Origin of the sequence: Streptomyces sp. NPDC048462 (assembly GCF_043200175.1) — a bacterium.
Classification (GTDB): domain Bacteria; phylum Actinomycetota; class Actinomycetes; order Streptomycetales; family Streptomycetaceae; genus Streptomyces.
The window spans coordinates 28,132-49,650 of record NZ_JBICXG010000040.1 but is presented as its reverse complement, the minus strand read 5'-3'; the positions used below and the strand labels follow the sequence as shown (position 1 = coordinate 49,650).

Annotated in this window: 19 protein-coding genes; 10 read left to right on the top strand and 9 right to left on the bottom strand. The window is 67.5% G+C overall.

Features of this window, described 5'->3' with window-relative positions; translation table 11 throughout:
- Nucleotides 1–25 precede the first annotated feature (25 nt).
- Nucleotides 26–1,015 carry a 4-hydroxy-3-methylbut-2-enyl diphosphate reductase gene (locus ACGFU6_RS36795; protein WP_185092206.1) on the top strand — a complete coding sequence of 330 codons (990 nt, stop codon included), beginning with the start codon at nucleotides 26–28 and terminating at the stop codon, nucleotides 1,013–1,015.
- Between the two features lie 89 nt (nucleotides 1,016–1,104).
- A complete protein-coding gene (gene ppgK / locus ACGFU6_RS36790; RefSeq protein WP_393616915.1) occupies nucleotides 1,105–1,842 on the top strand; it encodes a polyphosphate--glucose phosphotransferase in 738 nt (245 codons plus the stop codon).
- Nucleotides 1,843–1,976: 134 nt separating this feature from the next.
- Here the strand turns inward: ppgK and ACGFU6_RS36785 are convergent, their stop codons facing one another.
- Nucleotides 1,977–2,522 (bottom strand): DUF6542 domain-containing protein, encoded by a 546-nt coding sequence (locus tag ACGFU6_RS36785; RefSeq protein ID WP_393616924.1) that lies wholly within the window; start codon nucleotides 2,520–2,522, stop codon nucleotides 1,977–1,979.
- A gap of 357 nt (nucleotides 2,523–2,879) precedes the next feature.
- Between ACGFU6_RS36785 and ychF the strand changes: the two genes are divergently transcribed.
- On the top strand, nucleotides 2,880–3,968 hold the full coding sequence (gene ychF, locus ACGFU6_RS36780) for a redox-regulated ATPase YchF (protein ID WP_393616914.1): 1,089 nt from the start codon (nucleotides 2,880–2,882) through the stop codon (nucleotides 3,966–3,968).
- Between the two features lie 108 nt (nucleotides 3,969–4,076).
- Here the strand turns inward: ychF and ACGFU6_RS36775 are convergent, their stop codons facing one another.
- Complete coding sequence (locus tag ACGFU6_RS36775; RefSeq protein ID WP_393616913.1) at nucleotides 4,077–5,195, bottom strand: tyrosine-type recombinase/integrase; 1,119 nt, start codon at nucleotides 5,193–5,195, stop codon at nucleotides 4,077–4,079.
- A gap of 24 nt (nucleotides 5,196–5,219) precedes the next feature.
- Nucleotides 5,220–5,720, bottom strand: coding sequence for a helix-turn-helix transcriptional regulator (locus tag ACGFU6_RS36770; protein ID WP_393616912.1), 501 nt, complete (start codon nucleotides 5,718–5,720; stop codon nucleotides 5,220–5,222).
- 120 nt (nucleotides 5,721–5,840) lie between these two features.
- Here ACGFU6_RS36770 and ACGFU6_RS36765 point away from each other — a divergent pair, with 120 nt between their 5' ends.
- The 4 genes from ACGFU6_RS36765 (at nucleotide 5,841) to ACGFU6_RS36750 (ending at nucleotide 10,212) form a co-directional block, all read left to right on the top strand.
- Entirely contained in the window at nucleotides 5,841–6,035 is a 195-nt protein-coding gene (locus ACGFU6_RS36765; RefSeq protein WP_265693247.1) for an AlpA family transcriptional regulator, read from the top strand.
- 147 nt (nucleotides 6,036–6,182) lie between these two features.
- Complete coding sequence (locus tag ACGFU6_RS36760) at nucleotides 6,183–7,634, top strand: DUF3631 domain-containing protein (protein ID WP_327329714.1); 1,452 nt, start codon at nucleotides 6,183–6,185, stop codon at nucleotides 7,632–7,634.
- Nucleotides 7,635–7,949: 315 nt separating this feature from the next.
- On the top strand, nucleotides 7,950–8,519 hold the full coding sequence (locus tag ACGFU6_RS36755) for a hypothetical protein (protein ID WP_393616923.1): 570 nt from the start codon (nucleotides 7,950–7,952) through the stop codon (nucleotides 8,517–8,519).
- The gene (locus tag ACGFU6_RS36750) at nucleotides 8,509–10,212 is read left to right on the top strand and encodes a relaxase/mobilization nuclease domain-containing protein (protein WP_393616911.1); all 1,704 of its coding nucleotides are present in this window, start codon (nucleotides 8,509–8,511) and stop codon (nucleotides 10,210–10,212) included. The genes ACGFU6_RS36755 and ACGFU6_RS36750 overlap by 11 nt, the downstream gene beginning before the upstream one ends.
- Nucleotides 10,213–10,285: 73 nt before the next feature.
- Here ACGFU6_RS36750 and ACGFU6_RS36745 read toward each other — a convergent pair whose 3' ends face one another.
- The 5 genes from ACGFU6_RS36745 to ACGFU6_RS36725 form a co-directional block, all read right to left on the bottom strand.
- Nucleotides 10,286–11,392 carry a hypothetical protein gene (locus ACGFU6_RS36745; protein ID WP_393616910.1) on the bottom strand — a complete coding sequence of 369 codons (1,107 nt, stop codon included), beginning with the start codon at nucleotides 11,390–11,392 and terminating at the stop codon, nucleotides 10,286–10,288.
- Nucleotides 11,393–11,600: 208 nt separating this feature from the next.
- Nucleotides 11,601–12,185, bottom strand: coding sequence for an HAD domain-containing protein (locus ACGFU6_RS36740; RefSeq protein ID WP_327329717.1), 585 nt, complete (start codon nucleotides 12,183–12,185; stop codon nucleotides 11,601–11,603).
- 15 nt (nucleotides 12,186–12,200) lie between these two features.
- Entirely contained in the window at nucleotides 12,201–12,893 is a 693-nt protein-coding gene (locus ACGFU6_RS36735; RefSeq protein ID WP_327329718.1) for a class I SAM-dependent methyltransferase, read from the bottom strand.
- Nucleotides 12,894–13,805 (bottom strand): aminoglycoside phosphotransferase family protein, encoded by a 912-nt coding sequence (locus ACGFU6_RS36730; protein WP_393616909.1) that lies wholly within the window; start codon nucleotides 13,803–13,805, stop codon nucleotides 12,894–12,896.
- A gap of 78 nt (nucleotides 13,806–13,883) precedes the next feature.
- A complete protein-coding gene (locus ACGFU6_RS36725; RefSeq protein ID WP_393616908.1) occupies nucleotides 13,884–14,633 on the bottom strand; it encodes a hypothetical protein in 750 nt (249 codons plus the stop codon).
- Between the two features lie 202 nt (nucleotides 14,634–14,835).
- Here ACGFU6_RS36725 and ACGFU6_RS36720 point away from each other — a divergent pair, with 202 nt between their 5' ends.
- The 3 genes from ACGFU6_RS36720 (at nucleotide 14,836) to ACGFU6_RS36710 (ending at nucleotide 21,203) form a co-directional block, all read left to right on the top strand.
- Nucleotides 14,836–16,191: a tetratricopeptide repeat protein gene (locus ACGFU6_RS36720; RefSeq protein ID WP_393616907.1), complete on the top strand. Its 1,356-nt coding sequence runs from the start codon at nucleotides 14,836–14,838 to the stop codon at nucleotides 16,189–16,191.
- A 1-nt stretch (nucleotide 16,192) separates the two neighbouring features.
- Nucleotides 16,193–16,723, top strand: a complete 531-nt coding sequence (locus tag ACGFU6_RS36715; protein ID WP_393616906.1) for an NUDIX domain-containing protein — start codon at nucleotides 16,193–16,195, stop codon at nucleotides 16,721–16,723.
- An 85-nt stretch (nucleotides 16,724–16,808) separates the two neighbouring features.
- Nucleotides 16,809–21,203, top strand: coding sequence for a hypothetical protein (locus ACGFU6_RS36710; RefSeq protein ID WP_393616905.1), 4,395 nt, complete (start codon nucleotides 16,809–16,811; stop codon nucleotides 21,201–21,203).
- A 16-nt stretch (nucleotides 21,204–21,219) separates the two neighbouring features.
- Here ACGFU6_RS36710 and ACGFU6_RS36705 read toward each other — a convergent pair whose 3' ends face one another.
- Nucleotides 21,220–21,483 carry a DUF6000 family protein gene (locus ACGFU6_RS36705; protein ID WP_393616922.1) on the bottom strand — a complete coding sequence of 88 codons (264 nt, stop codon included), beginning with the start codon at nucleotides 21,481–21,483 and terminating at the stop codon, nucleotides 21,220–21,222.
- Nucleotides 21,484–21,519: the final 36 nt, after the last annotated feature.

Here is a 21,519-nt window from a genome sequence, read left to right as displayed (position 1 = left end):
CCTGCCTCGGGGGGAGGCCGTTACGATGGGGCGCATGACTGCTACGACACCCCGACGCGTCCTGCTCGCCGCTCCCCGTGGCTACTGCGCGGGCGTGGACCGTGCCGTGATCGCCGTGGAGAAGGCTCTGGAGCAGTACGGCTCACCGGTCTACGTGCGCCACGAGATCGTCCACAACAAATACGTCGTGCAGACGCTGGAGAAGAAGGGCGCGATCTTCGTCGAGGAGACCGCCGAGGTCCCCGAGGGCTCGATCGTGATGTTCTCCGCCCACGGCGTCGCGCCGACCGTGCACGACGAGGCGGCCGAACGGAAGCTCGCCACGATCGACGCGACCTGCCCGCTCGTCACCAAGGTCCACAAGGAGGCCGTCCGCTTCGCGCAGGACGACTTCGACATCCTCCTCATCGGCCACGAGGGCCACGAGGAGGTCATCGGCACCTCCGGCGAGGCCCCCGACCACATCACGCTGGTGGACGGCCCCGAGGACGTCGCGAACGTCGAGGTGCGCGACCCGTCCCGGGTCGTCTGGCTCTCCCAGACCACGCTCTCGGTCGACGAGACGATGGAGACCGTCGGCGCGCTCAAGGAGAAGTTCCCGCTGCTGATCTCGCCGCCGAGCGACGACATCTGCTACGCCACGCAGAACCGCCAGATCGCGGTCAAGCAGATGGGCGCGGACGCCGACCTGGTGATCGTCGTCGGCTCCAAGAACTCCTCCAACTCGGTCCGCCTGGTCGAGGTCGCACTCGGCGCGGGCGCGGGCGACTCGCACCTGGTCGATTCCGCCGACGAGATCGACGAGGCCTGGCTGGACGGCGTCTCCACGGTCGGCGTCACCTCCGGAGCATCCGTGCCCGAGGTGCTGGTCGACGGTGTGCTGGCCTGGCTGTCCGAGCGGGGTTTCGAGGACGTGGAGATCGTGAAGGCGGCCGAGGAGTCCATCATCTTCTCGCTGCCCAAGGAGCTCCGCCGGGACCTGCGCGCGGAGGCGGCGGCGCTGTCGGCGGAATGACCCGGTGACCAAGGTCGTCCGACCGCCTTTCCGTACCGGGTTTCCGCTCCGGGAAGTGAGCGGGGCCGCCTGCCCGTAACGTGGATCACATGGAGATCTTCGGCGTGGACATCGGCGGATCCGGGATCAAGGGTGCTCCCGTGGACCTGGACCGCGGAGACCTGGCGCGGGAGCGCCACAAAGTACTCACACCGCACCCGGCCACGCCTGATGACGTGGCCGGGGCAGTGGCCGAGGTGGTCGGGCACTTCGACTGGTCGGGCCCGGTGGGCATCACCTTCCCGGGCGTGGTGACCAGCGGTGTCACCCGCTCCGCGGCCAATGTCGACAAGGGCTGGATCGACCTGGACGCCCGCACGCTGCTGAGCGACAGGCTCGGCCTGCCCGTCACCGTGCTGAACGACGCGGACGCGGCCGGTGTCGCGGAGATGACCTTCGGCGCGGGGCGCGGCCGCAAGGGCACGGTCATCGTGCTGACACTCGGTACGGGCATCGGCAGCGCGCTGTTCATCGACGGCAGGCTCGTGCCCAACACCGAGCTCGGCCATCTGGAGCTGAACGGCCACGACGCGGAGAAGCACGCCTCCACCAAGGCCAAGGAGGACGAGGACCTGAGCTGGCACCACTGGGCGCACCGGGTGCAGAAGTACCTGGTCCACGTGGAGATGCTGTTCTCGCCCGAACTGTTCATCATCGGCGGCGGTGTCAGCCGCAAGGCCGACAAGTTCCTGCCGCTGATCGAGCACGTACGGTCCGAGATGGTGCCGGCCGAGCTGCAGAACAACGCCGGCATCGTGGGCGCGGCCATGGCGGCAGCGGGCAGCTGAGACGCTCCCGGACCGCTTCCGCAACCGGGCCTGCCACTCCTCGGGCCGGATTCCGTACCCGCCCGCCCTTATCCCTGGCCGGTTCCCTGCCCGTCCCGCCCGTTTGCCCGTCCCGCCCGTTTCCCGGCCGGGGCTCAGCGCTGCCGGCGCCGTGGTCCCTGTGCAGCGGCCCGGGGTGCCTGCCCGCCGGATCGCGGGGACTGCGGCTGCGCGCCCGCCCGCGCGGTCTGTGCGGCCAGCAGCATCCGTCGCTGCCGGGCCCGCATCAGCCGGACCTTGCGCACGGTCGCGATGAGCCCGGCGACGAGCGTGCCGCCGTACAGCCAGCCGGCGTGGACGGCGAGGGCGGTGACGACGGCCATCATCTGCCCGCCGAGGCCGCCCGTGCCGCCCGAGATCGGGATGATCCCGACGGCGAACGCGATCGGCACGCTGATCGGCGCGGTCACCAGGTCCGCAGGGCGCACCCAGAACGCGGTCAGGGCGCTGACCGGCAGGAACAGCACACCGAACACGACGGCTGAGCCGTCGAACAGCAGCCAGTCCACACAGGCCAGCACGAACATGGTGGCCGCCGCGAAGAGCCCGGCCCCGATACCCGTCAGCCGCGGATTCGGCAGCCGCCGCAGGGCGAGCACGGCAGGCGGCACCGGGCGGGCCCGGCCAGCGGGTGTGCTCATCACCCGGTAGACGGCGGCGCTCTCGCCGACCGCCGCCTTTGCTCCCTTGGTTCCGTTGGCTCCCTTGGTCCCGAGCGGGGACAGCGGGGCCTGCTGAGTCTGGCTGCGCTGCGGGGGACGTGTCCTGTGCTGCTCCACCGGGACAACGTAGGTTGCCGAGCGGCAGGAATCAGGTGCGGGACACGCGCTTTGGGTGACCTTGGCGATGAGTTCGATGCCACACGGCCCAATGGGAACCGGATCGGCCCCCGGCGGGACCCGTGGCCGGGCGCTCGCCCCCGCCCGTAAACTGGAGAATCGGTCCACCGGGCCGGACCTCACTGCCCAGCCCGCCCACCCTCTAGGGAAGTCGCCAACGTGTCGCTCACGATCGGAATCGTCGGCCTGCCGAATGTCGGCAAGTCGACCCTGTTCAACGCCCTGACCAAGAACGACGTGCTGGCGGCCAACTACCCGTTCGCCACGATCGAGCCGAACGTCGGCGTCGTCGGCGTCCCCGACCCGCGCCTGAAGACCCTCGCGGAGATCTTCAGCTCCCAGAAGCTGCTCCCGGCGACGGTCGACTTCGTCGACATCGCGGGCATCGTGCGCGGCGCGAGCGAGGGGGAGGGCCTGGGCAACAAGTTTCTCGCGAACATCCGTGAGTCGGACGCGATCTGCCAGGTCATCCGCGCCTTCAAGGACGAGAACGTCGTCCACGTGGACGGCAAGGTCTCGCCCAAGGACGACATCGAGACGATCAACACCGAGCTGATCCTCGCCGACCTCCAGTCCGTCGAGAAGGCCGTCCCGCGCCTCACGAAGGAGGCCCGCCTCCAGAAGGAGAAGGTCGCCGTCCTGGCCGCGGTCGAGGAGGCCCAGAAGATCCTCGAAGCGGGCGACACCCTCTTCCACGCAGGCATCACCGCCGGCACCGAGAAGGGCCGCCTCCTCCACGAGCTGCACCTGCTCACGACCAAGCCCTTCCTCTACGTCTTCAACGTGGACGAGGACGAGCTGGTCGACGAGGACTTCAAGAACGAGCAGCGCGCCCTCGTGGCCCCCGCCGAGGCGATCTTCCTCAACGCCAAGATCGAGTCCGAACTGATCGAGCTCGACGACGACGAGGCCCTGGAGCTCCTCCAGTCCATGGGCCAGGAAGAGCCCGGCCTCGCCACCCTCGGCCGCGTCGGCTTCGACACCCTGGGCCTCCAGACCTACCTCACGGCAGGCCCCAAGGAGACCCGCGCCTGGACGATCAAGAAGGGCGCCACGGCCCCCGAGGCGGCCGGTGTGATCCACACCGACTTCCAGAAGGGCTTCATCAAGGCGGAGATCATCTCCTTCGACGACCTGGTCGAAACGGGCTCGGTCGCCGAGGCCCGCGCCAAGGGCAAGGCGCGCATGGAGGGCAAGGACTACGTCATGCAGGACGGGGACGTGGTGGAGTTCCGCTTCAACGTCTAATACGTTCGGCGAAAGGCCGTCTGACCTGCGGCGGAGCGGGTTGGGCGGCCTTTGCGGTCCGCACGGAGTCCGCAGCGTGCTGACTTCGGTCAGCGCGCGGGGGAGCGGCTATGCCGCTTCGTCGACCTGCGGCTGGGTATCGGCGGACTGGTCCGCGTACGCCTTGTCGACGGCAGCCCGGGTCCGCTCCTCGGAGTCGGGCCACAGGTGGGTGTAGATGTTCAGCGTCATGGCCGCATTGGTGTGGCCGAGACGCTCGGAGACCGTCTTCACGGACTCGCCGTGCTTGATCAGCAGGCTGGCGTAGTGGTGCCGGAGGGCGTGGGGTCCGGTGCCCTTCGGTATGCCGGCCTTCGCACAGGCGGGCCGCCAGGACCCGTCCATGAAGTGCGTGTAGACCGCGGGCCCGCCTTGCGGCGCCGTGAAGATCCAGCCCTCGGGCCCATCGGCGGGGAAGTCCCGCAGGTGGGCCTTCATCGCGTCCACCGCCATGCGGGGGAGCGGGACCGTGCGGTGCGAGCGAGCAGTCTTGGGCGGGCAGACGTACACGCCGTGCTTGGCGGTCTGCTGGATCTGCTGCTCGACCGAGACGGTCGCGTGCAGCAGGTCCACGTGCCGGAGCTGGAGGCCGAAGAGCTCGCCGGGGCGGAGCCCCGTGCATGCGCCCAGCAGGACCAGGCCCTTGTAGCGGCCGGGTATCTCCTCGGCCAGCGTCCGCACCTGTTCGACGGCCAGGGGTACGACCTTCTTCCTCGGAACTGAGGGCAGCTTCGCGTCGGTGCAGGGGTTGTGCGGAATCATGCGGTCGCGGACCGCTGCCCGGAAGACGGCGTTGACCGTGTTGAAGACGGTGCGGGAAGTGCTCGCAGCCAGCTTGTGGGTGGTCGTCAGGCTGGTGATCCAGCTCTGCACGTCACCGGGCTTGATCGCGCCGAGTGCCCGCTTCTCCCAGACGGGGTAGGCGTAGCAACGCAGGTGCTGGGCTACGGCCTTGGCCGTCGACGGCCTGTGCGGCTGGCTGGCCCGCCACTCCTCCGCGTACTCCTTGAAGGGTTTCTTCGCCGAGCGCGGGTCGACGTACTGCCCGGTGACCACGCTGGTCGTGACCTCGTCGAGCCAGCGCTGGGCGTCGATCTTGCGGTCGAAGTGGCGGGCGTGTTCCTTGCCGTCGAGGTCGCGGTAGCGGGCACGCCATTTGCCGTTGGGTCGCTTCTGGATGTTCGCCAAGTGGCTTCTCCTTTGTGCTGGTTGTCAGTAGTGGCCGCCGTCCTCGATGTCGCTGGTGAGGGTGCGAGCGTCCCGCTCGTCGCCCATGAGGCGGAGGCACTGCTCGTTGATCGCGCGTGAGCTGTCGGGGTGTGCCTTGATGTGGTCGGCCACGGCGACCACGGCGCGGTGCAGGCGGTCGCGGGCGTCACGGGTTTCGTAGAACGATTCGACGGCTTCCTGGACGAGCCGTCGGCTATCGATGTCGAGCCCTTCCAGGGGCGGTGACATGAGTTCTTCGAGGGGCAGCTCGAAGACGCGGGAGAAGGCGAGCGCCTCATCGAGGTTGATCCGACGGCGGGGTGAGCCGTTCTCGATGCGCCACACGGCCGTCTGGTTCATCTTCACGCCCGCTCTGGTCACCCGCTCGGCCAGCTCGGTCGTGCTCCACCCTCTGACCTCGCGCTCCAGGGCCACGCGGCCCGCCACGTTGCCTTCGCTGTAGAGCAGCGGCACTTCGCCACCCTCGACCTTCTCGCTTGCCATCGAACCTCCATCGCGACCGTCGCTATCCAAATTGAAACACGGGCTTCCCGGTTTGGCTAACCGCCGATCATGAGGTACTGATTATGCAGATCGAATCGCTACCTAGCCGAATGGGAACGCATGCGATATCTGACCACCGCCGAGGTCGCCGAGCGCTACCGCACCGCCGAGAGCACCGTCCGTTACTGGCGCCATCTCCAGAAGGGGCCCCGCGGCATCAAGGTCGGCAAGCGGGTGCTCTACCCCGAGGCCGAACTGCTGCGCTACGAGCGCGCGCTGATCGACGGCGGAGAGGACTGGGGCCTGGCCTCATGAGCCGCCGGCCCGTCCGGACACAGCAAAGGCCCTCGGCGCGCCTACGCCGAGGGCCGGAGATCCCCCTGCACGCCGCCCATCCCTGAACGAACGAACCGGTGGGGGCGAGACCTAGCCCGTCTCGCCCCTCACCCGAGAGGAACGTCTATGAAGGACCCTACGTCCCCCGCCACCTCGAAGGCATCCGGTGTTGCCTGGCCACCGATCGCGATCCCGGGCCAGGGTCTGCCTCGGAACCGCGAAGAGCGGACGGAACCACGTGCCGGCACGGGAGGCGCGACCTCCGATGCTCCGAATCGGAGCACTCCCGGTTCGCGACCTGCTCAGGTCAGCGCCCCGACAACCGCGTCGGACAGCGCAGTCGATCCTGCTGCAGGCGGATCAGAAACCCAAGACGGCGGCGAGGCGGCAGGCGAAGGCAGCGCGCTGCTGGACGACCTCCGCACGGCGATCAGGCGGTACGTGGTGCTGCCCAGCGACGAGGCCCTGACCGCCGTCACCCTCTGGGTCGCGGCCTCCCACATCCAGCCTGGCCTCCAGCACGCACCACGGCTGGCGGTCGTCGGACCGACCAAGGGGTGCGGCAAGTCCCGTCTCCTGGACGTTCTCTACGAGACCGTCCACCAGCCGATGATGACGGTCAACACCTCCCCCGCCGTCGTCTTCCGCGTCATCGGCAAGAACCCGCCGACGCTGCTGGTGGACGAGGCCGACACCATCTTCGGCCCCAAAGCGGGCGACAAAGAGGACCTGCGCGGCCTGCTGAACGCCGGGCACCAGCGCAACCGGCCCGCCTGGCGGATCTCCGGGCCGGAGCACAAGCCGACCGCATTCCCCACCTTCGCGATGGCGGCGCTGGCCGGTATCGGTGACCTGCCGGACACGATCATGGACCGGGCAATCGTCATCCGCATGCAGAAGCGCAAGCCGGGCGAGCGGATCACCCCGTTCCGATCGCGGTACTCCGTACCGGAACTGCACGCGCTTCGCGACCGGCTGGCCGACTGGCTGGTCCCGCAGCGCGGCACCGTCGCGGGCGCGGTGCCGAAGATGCCCGTCGAGGACCGCGCCGCCGACACATGGGAGCCGCTCGTCATCGTCGCCGACCTCGCCGGTGGGCACTGGCCCGCGCGGGCACGTGCCGCCTGTCTGGCGATGACGCGCAACGAGGTGGTCCAGGACGAGCAGACGACGCTGAAGACACGGCTGCTGCGTGACATCCGCCGTGTCTTCGACCAGGAGGGCGGCAGGGAGGCACTGCGCAGCCAGGACCTGCTGGCCGTGCTGATCCAGGACGCCGAGGCCCCGTGGGCGGAGTACGGCACGAAGGGGTTGAACGCCTACCACCTGGCGAATCTGCTGCGCGACTTCGGCATCAGCCCGGCCAACTACCGGTTCGAGAACGGCCGGCAGGCCAAGGCGTACGCCCGCAACCAGTTCGTGGACGCATGGGCTCGCTACTGCCCCGACCCCGCCCCGTCGGCACCCACCGCCGAGGTCCCGGCACGTCCGGCCCAGGGCAGGCCGCCCGCCCCTCCGTCCGGGGCGCTGCCCACCGGCCCGCCGGGAAGGCCCGCAGGGCCCAGGCCCACTCGCTGACACCAGGTCCGCATCAATCCGTCGCATCCGTCCCCGCGCAGGTCAGCGCGGGGACGGATCTCCTCGCCGTTACGGATCGATCCGTACCTGCGGCCCTCTCCGTACCTGTGCTGACCAGCCACGCGACGGATGCGACGGATGCGACGACGGGCCACCCCACACGACTGACGGAGCATCACCATGCCCGAATCGAACGCCGACGACCCCACCTCCCGCCGCCGCAGGAGGCTGTTCAGGCTCACCCGACGACCAGCAGCAAGCTGGAGCGAACGAGCCTCTAACGAGGCTTCGTCCGCGCTTGCCCCCGCCCCAGGGGTGGCGGAGGACAAGGCCGAGCGCCAGGGGGCGCCCGAGCCGGAGGAGGGGGTGGCCGAGGGCTCCGGCCAGCCCGCAGCCGACTTCGCTCCTCGCAGTACGCCGGCCGATGCCCCACCGCTTGTCGAGCAGCCCTCATGGCGGGATCTCGACGCCCCCGCCCTGCCCGCGCAGATGAACCGCAAGCGCACCGTGGAGAAGCGCGACCAGGAGAAAACCATCCGCTTCACGCGCACCGCGGTCCAGGTGATCAGCGCCGCCGCTCACCAGCGCGGTCAGAGGTTCGCCGGATTCGTCGGGGACGCGGCCCTGGCCGTTGCGGTGGGCAAGGCGAGGATGGTCGGCAGTCCGGAAGACGATCCTCTGCGCCCGCTGATCGAGGCCGTCGAGGCGCACACGGTCGCGCTGAACCGCATCGGCGGCAACCTCAACCAGATCACCGCAGCCATCAACCGAGGAACCGTCCCCGAGCGCGCCGAGGCGGTTCTGGACCGCGTCGAGGAGGCAGCACAGAACAGTTTCCACCTCATCGACCAGCTCCTGTCGGACGGCACGGCTCATGGTTCCTGACGTCTCCACCGGCTCCGACAGCCGCGGACTGATCGCCTACCTCTTCGGCCCCGGCCGCCGCGACGAGCACACCAACCCCCACATCGTCGCCGCCTGGAACATGGCCGGCGCCCCGGACCCCGGCCGCGACCCGGCAGCCACTTACTCCCAGCTCGCCAGGCGACTCGACCACCACGTCGACCTCCGCACCCGCGAGCTGGGCGGCAAGAAGCCACCGCAGCACGTCTGGCACTGCCCGGTCCGCACCGCGCCCGGCGACCGCTACCTCACAGACACCGAGTGGGCCGAGGTCGCCCGCCGCGTCGTGCACGCCACGGGCATCGCACCCGACGGCGACGAGCGGGCCTGCCGATGGATCGCGGTACGCCACGCCGACGACCACATCCACATCATGGCCACCACCGTCCGCGCCGACGGACGCCGCCCACGCACCCACCAGGACGGCCGACGGGCCCAAGCCGAGTGCCGCCGGGTCGAAGCCGAGTTCGGCCTGCGCCGCCTGAAGTCCGGCGACCTCACAGCCCCTCGCACCCCCACCGGTGCCGAACGCGCCAAGGCCGAGCGCCAAGGCCAGACCGTGACAGCACGACAGTGGCTGCGCGAGCGGGCATACGCCGTCGCCGCCGCCGTGCAGACCGAGGCCGACTACTTCACCGTTCTGCAGTCCCTCGGCATCAAGTTCAAGACGCGCCTCGGCCCCGAGAGCGGCGACGTGATCGGCTACAGCCTCGCCGCACCCGGCGACACCAACAGCGTCGGCGAACCCGTCTGGTACGGCGGCTCGAAGCTCGCCCCCGACCTCTCCATCAACCGCCTCCGCGAACGCCTCCCTGACCAGGAGATAGCCGACCGCCCCAGGTTCGCGGCAGATCCCGCCGAGCCGTGGCGGCACTCCATCACCGCGATACAGACGGCGCACACCGCCCTCGACTCCGACGACGATGCCGGCGCCCAGGCCCACCTCGCCGCCTTCGGCGATGCCCTCTACAACTTCTCCAGCGCCACGACCGGCCCACGCCGGGCGGAACTACGAGCGGCGGCAATGGCGTTCAACCGCGCCCGCCGCTCCGCCACCCGCGCCGACCACCAGGCCGCCACTGCCCTGCGCAAGGCCGCCAAGGAACTCGCCTACGCCTCCAACGCGCCCGGAGGATTCGCCATCGCCCTGCTCTTCGCCACCGTGCACCTGGCCCGCGCGGCCGCCACATGGCACGAGCAACGCGGCTTTCAACAGCAGGCTGCTGCAGCCGAGGAAACCGTCCGGCACCTTCAGGTGGCGTACCAGCAGGCCGCCACACCCATCTTGGCTGACCTGAACCGCCGCGCACCGCGAGCCGCAACCGCTCGTCGCTTCGAGCAGGACGTTCGCGCGGCCCTCCCCGATTACGCCGACCGGATCCTCGCCGACCCCACGTGGACCGCCCTGACCACAACCCTCGCCAAAGCCGAGACCGCCGGCCACAACCCCCGACGACTCCTGGCCGAGGTGGGCGCCCAGCGGGAACTCGACAGCGCCGAGCACCCCGCCGAGATCCTCAACTGGCGCATCACCACTCAGCCGAACCGGCGGACGCAAGCGGCTCGCAACCGAAGCACCATCAGCGGAACGTCGTCCATATCCGCCACGTCATACTCTTCGGCCAAGCCCGCGGCCGATCGCTCCAAGCCAGAATCCCGGAGCAAGGGCCGATAGCACCGAGGCCGGAAGTTTCAGCTACTTCAGCAGCGGGAAGCCAGGGCGCTGAACCCGTTCACGAGACAGCACCCTAGAAAGGGTCTGCCGAGGTGCCGTGCGTGAGGTTCTCGAGGATCGTGCGCAGCCACGGGCTGCGAACGGCTGGTAGGCGGACCAAGGTGTGCTGGAACGTTCCCCGGTCGGCCCTGAACAGATAGTGGGGGAGCGGCGGGAGCGGGTCGTCGCGGAGAACGTCTTGGGGTATGCGGCCCGACGCGGGAACTGGCAAGTATGGCTGGGGCGAGACCAGCCACAGCCACACCCCCAGCGGCAGGGGCACCAGGTACGCCGACGCGGTTGGCCTCTCGGGGGCCCAGGTCTGCCCCGTCTGGGGATGGACTGGCACGAGGAGGATGTCGACGTCTGCGTCGGGGGAAGGTCGTCCCGGTCCAGCCAGGACGGCACGCCGCTTCGGGGCACCTGCGGGCAATAACACAGCGAGCGCGCGTTGGAACACGCCTGCTGTCAGGCCGCCGGGGACCTTTACCGGCTGCCCTTTGGAGGCCACCAGCAGGTGGGCGAGCGCATGGCCGACTGCCGCCTCCCACTGCGGACTCCACGACCAGTAGTGGTTCGATCCCAACCGTCCTCCCCACGTGGCAATCGGCTCGAACGGGGGCGTTTCCTCCCCCTTCTCTGCCAGCTCCGTCCAGGAGCGGGGCGCAGCGTGGTGTCCGTCGACGGGGACGCGGTGTACGGCGTCCGAGCTGAGCCGCACTGCCTGCCAGAGCGAACAGTCGTCGACCCTGGTTGCCACGGGGAGGTCGCATGCCTCGCAGGCCATGTTGGGCCCGTCGGCTCCGTCGAGGCCACAGCAGGCACCACCGCGTGCCTCAGGAATCAGCCGGGTTCCACGGATATCACCGGGCGCGATGACACTCGCCCCGGGCATGCCGTGGGACAGTGCGTGGACTGGCGCATAAATGCCGCGTGCCTCCGCCTCGCCCGGATCGATCTCGTCCCACATTCGCCACGGCCCGCCCCAGGGATCCGGGTCCACGGCAAACGTCCCTGAGTGCATGAGCACCGGAAGCTGAGCCCCGTTCCCGTACTTCTGACGGGCGTGGATGGGCAGTGAGACCTGGGACAGAGGGCTAGTCAGCTCAGCGCCACATCCCGCACACACGAAAACGAACAAGAGTCCTCCACTTGGGAAGCAGAGACATCTTCGCAGCTCGCCGGCACCCAGCCAACATGTTTACCCGCCGTTGCGGGAGCGGCGCCTGCCACCCAGCGCTGACGCGTTCTCGGTTGGCGAGATGAGGGGCATACCCAAGCTTCCAAGTCGATCAAGAGGCCGTTTTCGTGAATGGATTCGCCCGACTCGTTCCCCGAGGTAACGACACTCAGACGGGGCCCACAGAGCGCCCGCGGCCCCCACTTCCCATAGCAGCGCGGGCTGCGGGTAGCTGCGAGATCCACGTCGTGACTTCGGCCAGGTGCTCGGCTTGCAGCCCAAGATGTGGATCGGGTTCGACAAGGAGAGTCGCCACTCCTTTGGCAGTTCGCTCCGCCGCCCAGGCATGGTCGAGGCTGGTGAAATCGTCGTCGATCCAGACGGCGGGAGCTCTGCCGAGCCAGGTGTCGGCGTAGTCGCGTTTCCAGAGGTAGCCGTCGGGGTGGCTGGTGGTGATCTGGGGGCGAGGCAGGTCGAGGTAAGGGAAGTCGGGCAGCCCCAGGAGAGGGCCGATGATCGTGGTGGCGTCCCTGCGCCAGCTCGTGCACCACACGGGGGTGACGAGTCCGCTGGTCAGGAGGTCGGTGAGAATGCCGCCCTGGCGAGGGTCGAGCCAGATGGGCACGGGATCGTCGGGGTGCCGACCAGTGGGCACGATGGTGTGGCGGACGTGGGTGGGCGGGGTGCTGCCGTCGGCGGCCGGGAACGGGATGAGGACGCCGTCGATGTCCAGGAGCAGGTAGGGCAGGGACATTGGTGCCTCCGGCGGTCAGCGTTTGCGGGCGGTGATCAGGAGGGTGGTGGGCCACAGGTCGCGGCGCGGGTGCCGCAGCTCCACCGTCGAGGTGATGCGCAGGCCGGTCCGGGAGAGGTGAGCTCCCCAGCGGCTGGCGTCGAACTCCCATCGAGCGAGGGGCAGTCGGGTGCGGTCGGGCATGGTGACGTAGTCCTCGCGCGGACGGTCGTCCGTGGATGGATGTCTTCCGGCCCGTGCCGGGTGAGGGACGGAGAAGGCTAGGACGCCGCCAGGTTTCAGGCGTCGGGAAACGGCGGTGAGGAGGAGCTCGGGGGCGACGAGGCCGACGGCGCCGAAGACGGAGTAGATCGCGTCGAAGGTCCGGCCGGTGGCCTGCAGGTGGTGCAGTGCGTGGCCGGCGGCGAAGGTGGCGCCGTCGATGTGGCCATAGTGGGAGCGGGCCCGGCGCACCTGGAGGCCGACCAGGTCCACGCCGGTGACGCGGGCCTGGTGGTGCTTCGCGAGGTGGGCCACGTTGTGGCCGGGGCCGCAGCCCAGCTCCAGGACGTGCTTCCCGCACAGATCCCGGCCCAGGATCTCGGCGCCGGGACCGATGCCCGCGTGGGTGCTCCATTCCATCCGGGTAGGCGCGGCGAGGGCGTGCGCGGGGGCAGCGGCTGTGCGCTGGGCTGCGTGGGCGTACCAGGGGGAGACCTGGGCGAGCACCTAGACCTCCAGGAGTTGGACCACGTCGTTGAGGTGGCGGCGGACGACGGGGATGTACGCGGGGTCCTTGGCCGGATCGTCGATCCAGCGGATGGCCTGCTCCATGAACCACTCCACGGCCCACATGCGATGCCAGCCCAGGGCCCATGCCTCGGCGGCCAGGCCGCCCCGGGCGGCGAGGGCGTCCGCGTGACCGCCTGCGGTGACGTACTGCTCCAGGAACACCCGCATGCGGAAGGGGCTCGGCACGTCGGTGGTGCCGTGGTAGGAGGCGAGGTCGATCAGGCCGGGTCCGGTGAAGGCGCGTGCGAAGTCGAGGAGGTGCCAGCCGTTCTCCCCGATGTGGACGCTCGTGGGGTGGAACTCGGAGTGGACCCATCCGAACGGGTCGAGCGTCGCACCCTGGACACGGGCCTCGGCCGCGGCGGAGATCTTCCCCAGCGCGGTCTCGACGTCATCGCAGTCCGCCCAGCGGTCAGCTTTCCGTAGCCGTTGGAGGTGATCGAGGGCTCGGCCGGGCAGGGCTGCGAGGCCCTCGCCGTCGAGGAGGGGCAGACCGCTGGCCGGGCGGGCGGCATGGAGCATGACGGCGGCGGCGACGCCGTCGAGGTCGTCTGCATCCCGTACGGGGTTGCCGAGGTCGTCCATGAGCATCCCGAGCCACTTGTCCTGCATGGCGGTGGCGTGGAGCGCGGGGACCGGGAGCCGTCGCTGGTAGGCCAATCGCAGGGACTGGGCCTCGCGGTCGAAGGGTTCCTTGGCGTATTTGAAGACGGCCGTGGTGCTGTCGGGGAAGGTGACGCGTTCGACGCCGGACATGCCCCAGACGCGAATCTCGGTACGTTCGGGGAGGGGCTTGCCGATGAGAGCGCACAGGTCGTTCAGCAGGGTGGCGGACAGGCTCTGGGCCATGGGGTCTCCAGGGGACTGGTGGGCTCCGGGGCGGGCGCGCGCGAGCTGGCCCGCCCCGGAGCCGTACCGGGGGCAGGGTTACTCGGCTGCGGTCACGCGGTGGGCGTAGACCTGCTCGATCCAGCCCGCCTTGAACTCGGCCAGGTCGTCACGGAAGTTGGCCATCGAGGCACCGTAGGGTGCGACGACGCCGCCGGACTGGTCCGGCACGGACTGGCAGCCGTGCACCAGTCGGCCGCCGAGCGCGGCGTGGGCCTTGATGGACTCGATCCGGCGGTGCTCGTTGAACCAGCCGCCGTGGTAGACCTCGTCCAGCATTCCGCCCGTCGCGTCGTCCAGGTCGAAGACGACGGAGGTGGCGGCAGGAAAGAACCAGCACGGGCCGACGTTGGAGATGTGCCCGTCCAGCTCGACCTTGTTGAGCGCCATCAACGTCGCTGCCTCGCGCAGCATGCGCAGGTGGTCGGCGGTGATCTGCGGGAGGCCGAGGCCGGCCAGGTGCTCCTCGCGGAAGAGGTACGAGTACACCCCGTCCGCCGTCGCCAGCACGCGGGCCGCGTCGGAGGTGGACTCGCCGTGGTTCTTGATGAAGTCGAGCGCGAGCTGCTCGACCGTGCTCTCGGTGGTCTCGTCCACGTCCAGGAGCTGGGCCTTCACCAACTCCCAGTCGGCGACGAGCCAGGTGTTGGACTCGAAGCGGAAGAAGTACTCGGCTGGGTCGATGGTGATGCGCCGGCCGTCCACCTGGATGCCGGGCAGGCGGTTCCAGCGCGGGTCGAAGGCGTCGGGCAGCTCGACCGTGATGGTCGCAGTGTCGATGGTGGTCACCGTGTCTCCGTCTCTGATCGTCCGGGCCGGGGCACAGGAATGCCCGAGCCCGGTGGGGCGTACGGAACTTGGGGGCCGCCCGGCCCGCGATGCCGTGAGTGGGGCGGCTGTCGATAAGTGAACCGCCCGCTACGCAGAGTGGGTACGGTGTGACCGGGGTCAAGCGGTATACACGGTTTACGGACTCGGAGCGGAGGCGATCGTGCCGACACCGACCAGCGCCAACTCCCGCCTACGCGACACGATCAACGCCACCGGGTGCACGTACGACGCGCTCGCCAAGGACGTACGCCGCATCGCCGCCGAGAACGGCGAACTGCTCCAGACCAACAAGTCAGCCATCTCCCACTGGGTGGGCGGTGCCCGCACGCCATCCGGCCAGGCAGGCCAGTACCTCGCCGAAGCCCTCTCCCGGCGGCTGGGCCGCGTCGTTACCCGAACCGAGCTCGGCCTCCACTCACCGGACACGGAGTTGCTACCGGACACCGACCCCGTCACCGCGGTCACCGACCTCGGCCGCGCGGACGTCGAGCGCCGCCGCTTCCTTGCCATCGCCGCGTTCACCACGGCCGGCGTGGCCATGCCGCTCCTGCACGACCACGAAGCCACCTCGCGGATGCTCCGCGCCCGCACCGCCCGCTCCCTCGTCGGCAGCGACGACATCGACGTCGTACGACAGATCACGGCAGCCTTCAGCGCCGCCGATGAACGGCTCGGCGGCGGGCACGGCCTGACCACGGTCACCGCGTACCTCGCCGACACGGCGGCCCCCATGCTGCGGGGCCGCTTCCCCTCTGAGCCCTTACGTCAGGCCGCCTTCGGCGCCGTCGCCGAACTCGCCTACCTCGCAGGGTGGAAGCACCACGACCTTGGACACGAAGGCGCTGCCCAGCGCTACTACCAGGTCGGCTACCAGCTCGCCTGCGAAGCCGACCCCCACGGCCATGCCGCCTGGATGATGCGCGCCCTCGCCCACCAGTCCCTCAGCCTCAAGCAACCCCACCACTGCGTGGACCTCGTCAAAGGCGCCCTCACCCGCGGCCTCGGCCACGTCGACGGACAGACCGAAGCCCTTCTTCGCATCACGCACGCCCGCGCCTACGCAGCGGTCGGCGAGAACCCATTGGCCGCCCGCGCTCTCCTCGCCGCCGAAGACGCCCTCCTGCGCGAGGACGGTCCCCAGCCCAGCTTCTCCCGCGTCAGCGGCCCCGCCGCCGGCACCGTGGCCAGCCACACCGCACGCACGCTGACCGACCTCGCCGACCACATCGGCACCGAGCAACAGCACCGTGACGCCCTCACCCGCTGGGACCCGGAGAAGTACAAGCGCGTCCACGCCCTCACCCACGCCGATCTCGGCGACAGCCTCGCCGCCCAGGCTCGCGCCGACGAGGCCGTCGCTGCATGGACCCAGGCCTTGGTCCTCATGGAGGGCATGACCTCCGACCGCACACGCAAGGCGATCACCTCGATCCGATCCACGCTCGCGATCTACCAGCGCCGCGGCGTCCCCGGCGCCGCAGATCTCGCCCGCCGAGCCCGCGAGGCCCTCGCCTAACATGCCCAACAACCTGCCCGACGAAGGGAACCCCGTGGCTCAGCAGACCGACAACCGCCCTCCAGCCCTGGAGCCGGCGCTCGACTCGATGACGCTGCTGGTCGCGGCCGTCATCGTCCACGACAAGGCCACCAACCGGGTGGTCCTCCTCCAGCGCAGCGAGAATGCGAAGTTCGCCCAAGGGATGTGGGACCTGCCCGTCGGCAAGAGCGAACCGGGCGAACCGATCACTGAGACGGCTGTCCGGGAGCTCTACGAGGAGACCGGCCTCAGGGTGAAGCCCGAGTCCCTCAAGGTCGCCCACATCATCCACGGAGCCTGGGGCGTTGAGTCCCCCAATGGCTTCCTCACGGTCGTCTTCGCAACCCACGAATGGACCGGCCAACCCGAAAACCGCGAACCCCGCAAGCACTCGCGAGTCTGTTGGGTTGACGCCGATGCAATCCCCGATGCCTTCGTGCCGAGCACGGCAAGTGCCCTGCGCGAGGCCCTTGCTGGCGGCCCTGAGGTATCCCTGAGCGGCTGGCACTAAGTGTATTGCTGAATCGTGCTCGGCCTTTGGCTCTCTGCCCTATGCTCTCCATCAAGTGATCCTGCGTCAGACTGTGAGGCGGTCCGTGTCGGACTCAGACAAGAGCGATTCGACCGTTGGCCAGGGGCTTGTCCCGCAAGAGATCACGATTGCGGTTGATCCGGCTGTCCAGACAGCACTGGCCAAGTGGCTCAGCGAGTCCGAGACGGTCCTGCACTTTGACCGGTGGATCACTCCGGGGCTGAGCGGTGCCCTCCTCGCTACCGTGGTTCTAAATGTCCCTGGACGTGCGGCCGTCGGTCTGATTATGAAGATCTGCCCACCTGGCAAAGTGACTGGCAAAGAGGCTCAACGTCACGCCGAGGCACTCGAGGTGTCCCCCGAGTTCGCCGCCACCCATCTGGTGACCCAGCCCGTCGAGCCCATCCGCGGCTCGCGCGGCTGGTCGATCATGTTCCAAGAGGTTGCTGGTGGGTCGCTACGAACAATTCGACCCCTCTCGTCGATCCAAGGCGTCGATCTCGCTCAGGTGACTGCAACTGTGGTCAGTTCCGTCCTGTCGGATTGGAATTCCGCTCCCAGGACTCGGCGAGTCACCGCGGTGGACTTCTTCCGTGAGTTGCTAGGTAGCAGAATCGACAAGGGCGGTCCGCTGGACCAGCTTGCCGAACAGGTGACATACGGATTGGATCCTGGGGAGATCGCACCGCTGTGGGTCACAGGCCGAACCGGTAACGTCGTCCCCAATGCCCTGGCTTGGGCGTCGACGGATTCCTGGCAAGAGGCACTTAGTGACGAGCACCTCATGGTTGTCTTGGGATGCGCACATGGGGATCTGCATGCCGACAACATCTTGATTCCGCAGAAGCCCCTACCCAACCCGTCTGGGTACCGGCTGATCGATCTCTCCGCATACGCGGGAGACGCTCCATTGGCCCGAGACCCCAGCCACCTGTTGCTTTCAATGCTGATGGCTGAGATCGCTGACTTGGGCGAACTTAAACGCCAGGCCGTATCAACATTTCTCCTTGACCCGTCGGTGGGGCAGTCCGAATATCTGCAGGTGTCCGGGCTGCTCGTATTGATCAAGGAAGTGGCCAGAGTCGGTGAACAGTTCGCTGCCCAATTGGGCCTCCTTGACCACTGGCAGGACCAGACTCAGATTGCACTTGCCGCGAATGCGTTGATGTTCGCTGCGCGACTGCCTGATGCATCGATGAAGCAGTGGTGCTTCGACCTGGCCTGTGAGGCGCTAGGAAGGTTCTGTGTTACCCGGGGAATCGAGGCACCAAATGATGCACCGAGCGCTTCCCTAATTGGGAGTCAAGAGCCAGCCCCCTTCGACGCCGCGCGAGCCTTCGAAACGCTGGCTACGGCATGCACAGAATGGTCGGCAACGCACACCACGATCTTGGTCGTCGATTCAGCTCGACTCACTCCAGAATCCCAGGCGAAGATCTCGTCGTTGCGCTGGAGGGTCGTAGTAGACCTAAATTCGTCAACTGATATTGACGGTGGTTGGGCGGCCGCGCAGGGCATGCCTGGCGATCGGCGGTTGGTCACCATGGGGCAGGATCCGCTTTTCGGCCGCGCGAGCACGGTTTGGCTCGCAGCGGCAGGTCTCAGTGACATGGACCCCATCGACCCTGTAGCCGAACTCCGAGGGTGGCGCTTCAGGCATCGCCGATTCGTGGCCCAGGCCATCGAGGCGGTGTCGAAGGTTATGTCGCACCCGGCAACCGTGGTGTGCTTGGGTGAGCCGCGTGGTGCGGAACGTGCCGTCGTGGAAGCTTGCGTTGATGCCTTCGGTGAGCGAGTCAGCGTTCTCGTAGTTTCGGCAGTGGATTCCGGAGATCTCTCTGAATACGCTGCGGATTCCATCTCGTGCAGTCCAGACGAACTCCTTTTCGCTGTCCCAGAGGTGCCTTCCGTCGTTGAGGCCGTACGCGCGGCCACTCTTCCGGGGCAAAGTGGCCCGGTTGTGCTACCACAGCAGTTGATCAGTCGGTATTCCGACTGGATGGACCTTCTGCACTCCGAGGTCGGTGTCACCGGTGAACGCGATGCGGAATCCGATGCCTTCTATAAAGGCAGGCCCATCACGTGGTTCGAGCTAGGGCTGGGCTTTGACGTCGATCGTGCGGAGACGGCAAGTCTTATCGACGATGTGCTACGACCAAGCCTTCGGCAACGCAACACTCTTCGGGTAACGCTGACACATGCCCCAGGGGCAGGCGGCACTACAATCGCTCGTCGGGCAGCTTGGGACCTAAGGAGCGAGTTTCCTACCGTCTACGTTCGCGGCTCTGTTGATGAGACTGTGCTGGTCCAGGCCGTGGGCGAGCTGGCGCAACTGTGCGACACCTCTGTCCTGGTGGTGGCCGAGTTGGTTCCAGATTCCACTCTTCGCAGCGTATTTGAAGCGCTGCGTGCGAGTTCGGTTCCTGCAGTGTTGCTCATCACCACTCGTCGCGGCTCAAGCCGCGGCGGGCAGGCTTCCTCCCGGAGCCCGGAGGGGGAGCGTCGATATCGAAGCCAGCACGTCGGTGCGATGGAGAGTCGACCTGAGCGACACGAGATGGCCCGGCGATTCAGTGAGTTGGCCCCGGACCGGGGGGCCGATCTATTCGAACTTGCAGCACGTGCAGGCGACAACAACGTCCCATTCTTTTATGCCTTGGCGGCCTTCGGCGCGGAGTTTAAAGGGCTCCGTAGCTACGTCGAGCAGTTCATGGAAAACCTGTCCGAGGCTGAGCGCGAGATCGCGATCTTCATCAGCATGTCTCACCACTTCTGTGGCGTTCCGGTGCCGGCGGAACTCTTCGCAGAGAGCCTAAATGTGCCATTGTCTGAGCCGGTCCGCTTGGAGAGGGAAGTTACTTCGACATTGGCTGCTCTCCTGGTCGAGGAGCCAAAGGGATCTTGGCGCACCTCGCATAGTCTTATCGCCGAGGAAATACTGCGGCAGTTGCTCGCGCCGACCATTTCGGCGCCCGGGCGCGAGGACTGGAAGGCGGCTCTGCCGACCTGGAGCCTTCAGCTCATCGAGTTGACTGCCGATATCTTCGGTCAGCGTCTACCGAGCGATATGAAGGTGATTCTGGACCGTCTCTTTACGACGCGTGAGAGTCGAGATTCGCTTGAAATTGAGAGTCCGGCGAACGCAACCTACACCGAATTTATGCAGAATGTATCCTCTCCGGGGCGGATCCAGATCCTCCGAGAGCTTGTTTCCTCATTTCCTGATGAGCCGCACTACTGGGCGCATCTGGGGCGCCTTCTTTCGTACGATGCAGGTGACTTCATAGAAGCGCTTGAAGCAATGGATCGGGCGGTTGTGCTCTCACCCAAGGATCCGCTGCTACACCACATGCGTGGAATGGTTTTCCGTAACGAGATGCGTGCGCGTATTCGCGACCGGAATGTCAGCGGCGCGGAGAAAGAAGAGAAGGTTCTCGGTCTCGGCCAATCGGCCGGCGATGCTTTTCGTGCCGTGTCCGAGCTTGACGACACCACTGAGTACGGTCACATTGCGCTGGCGCAGACGAATATTTCTGTTATCCGGTTTGGCTACGAAGTTTCTGGATGTAGCAAGTATGCTCAATTCTTGGCGCGACCGTCGACCGGTATCTACCGCGATCTTCTTGCCGAGGCCGAGGGTAGCCTTGAAGCGGCTAGAGAGATCCGAGGATCCGATCGCGCTTCGGTCTCTGCTGAACGAGCGGAGAATCAGCTGAAGGAGCTTTACGACGATTATTCCGGGCTGCTCCAGGGGTGGCGGAATCTTCTAGAGCGAGCTGACCTGGCAAAGCCGCCAATCCGTCGTAGGTTGGCACGGGCCTACCGGAATCGAGCGGGCTCTTGGCGCAAGGCGCCGCTTAAGGATGTCAAGCAGGCTGTGGGGTTGCTTCAAGAGAATCTCCGGGATAATCCGCGAGATTCGCGGAGTCTTTTGGAGTGGCTCTGGTCCGCCCGCTTTACTGATGCTTCTCTGGATCAGGCCGCCGACCTGGTAGGCGGCTGGGCCAGCTCCGAGGGAACCCGCGAGGCGCTCTTCTATGACTATGTCATGTCGTTCCTCCTGGCTATGTCGGGTCAAGGTGCGGCCGTCGCCGACTATCAGCGCAAGCTTGACCGAAGCCGCGAACGCGCTGCGTGGTTTGGTAACAGGCGGTTCCCTTACGAATGGCTAGGAGAAGGCGACGGGATCGCGGGTCTGGTTCACCATTCGGACCTTGCTGGCTGGGATCGCAGAAGCGGAAGCCCGGAACCGTCAATCCTGAAACGAGTTCCTGGCCGAGTAAAGTCGATTAGCACGCCCACCGCAGGCACGATAAGCATCGCGAACGGCTTGGAGGTGTTCATGAACCCCTCGGCCTCGGGACTGCTCCGTGGAAGCGATGAGAATGAGCCAGTCACCGTACTGATCGCCTTTAGATACGACGGACCCATGGCGTTCAACGTTCAGAAGCCAAAGTAGGAGCCCGAAGCGACGCCTACTGAGCTGCGGCTACGGGCAAGACCAGGCGTTGGCGAAGTGGCAGTAAAAGGTCCGTCCAGCGGTGTTGTTCGGCCGGAGTGAGGCCGAGCTGGTCCCGGACGTGAAGCAGAGCTTGCACCCACTGGTCCCAGAGACCGTCCGGCTTGGTGAAGCGGTCGATGTGGTGGGCGTCGAGGCGGAGGAGGCCGCCGAGGGTGGCCAGCTGGGCGTATGCGAGGTCGGTGTGGGGGAGTTTGCGTTCGAGGTAGGCGGTGACGATCTCGGCGTCCGCGTGCGTGCCGAGTGATCTCCGGAG

What these genes read in the sequence shown, in the direction of transcription:
- ACGFU6_RS36795 (WP_185092206.1), top strand. Translation starts at nt 26, where the DNA reads ATGGGGCGCATGACTGCTACGACACCCCGACGCGTCCTGCTCGCCGCT.
- ppgK (WP_393616915.1), top strand. Translation starts at nt 1,105, where the DNA reads ATGGAGATCTTCGGCGTGGACATCGGCGGATCCGGGATCAAGGGTGCT.
- ACGFU6_RS36785 (WP_393616924.1), bottom strand. Translation starts at nt 2,522, where the DNA reads ATGAGCACACCCGCTGGCCGGGCCCGCCCGGTGCCGCCTGCCGTGCTC.
- ACGFU6_RS36770 (WP_393616912.1), bottom strand. Translation starts at nt 5,720, where the DNA reads ATGGCAAGCGAGAAGGTCGAGGGTGGCGAAGTGCCGCTGCTCTACAGC.
- ACGFU6_RS36765 (WP_265693247.1), top strand. Translation starts at nt 5,841, where the DNA reads ATGCGATATCTGACCACCGCCGAGGTCGCCGAGCGCTACCGCACCGCC.
- ACGFU6_RS36760 (WP_327329714.1), top strand. Translation starts at nt 6,183, where the DNA reads ATGAAGGACCCTACGTCCCCCGCCACCTCGAAGGCATCCGGTGTTGCC.
- ACGFU6_RS36750 (WP_393616911.1), top strand. Translation starts at nt 8,509, where the DNA reads ATGGTTCCTGACGTCTCCACCGGCTCCGACAGCCGCGGACTGATCGCC.
- ACGFU6_RS36740 (WP_327329717.1), bottom strand. Translation starts at nt 12,185, where the DNA reads ATGTCCCTGCCCTACCTGCTCCTGGACATCGACGGCGTCCTCATCCCG.
- ACGFU6_RS36730 (WP_393616909.1), bottom strand. Translation starts at nt 13,805, where the DNA reads ATGGCCCAGAGCCTGTCCGCCACCCTGCTGAACGACCTGTGCGCTCTC.
- ACGFU6_RS36715 (WP_393616906.1), top strand. Translation starts at nt 16,193, where the DNA reads ATGCCCAACAACCTGCCCGACGAAGGGAACCCCGTGGCTCAGCAGACC.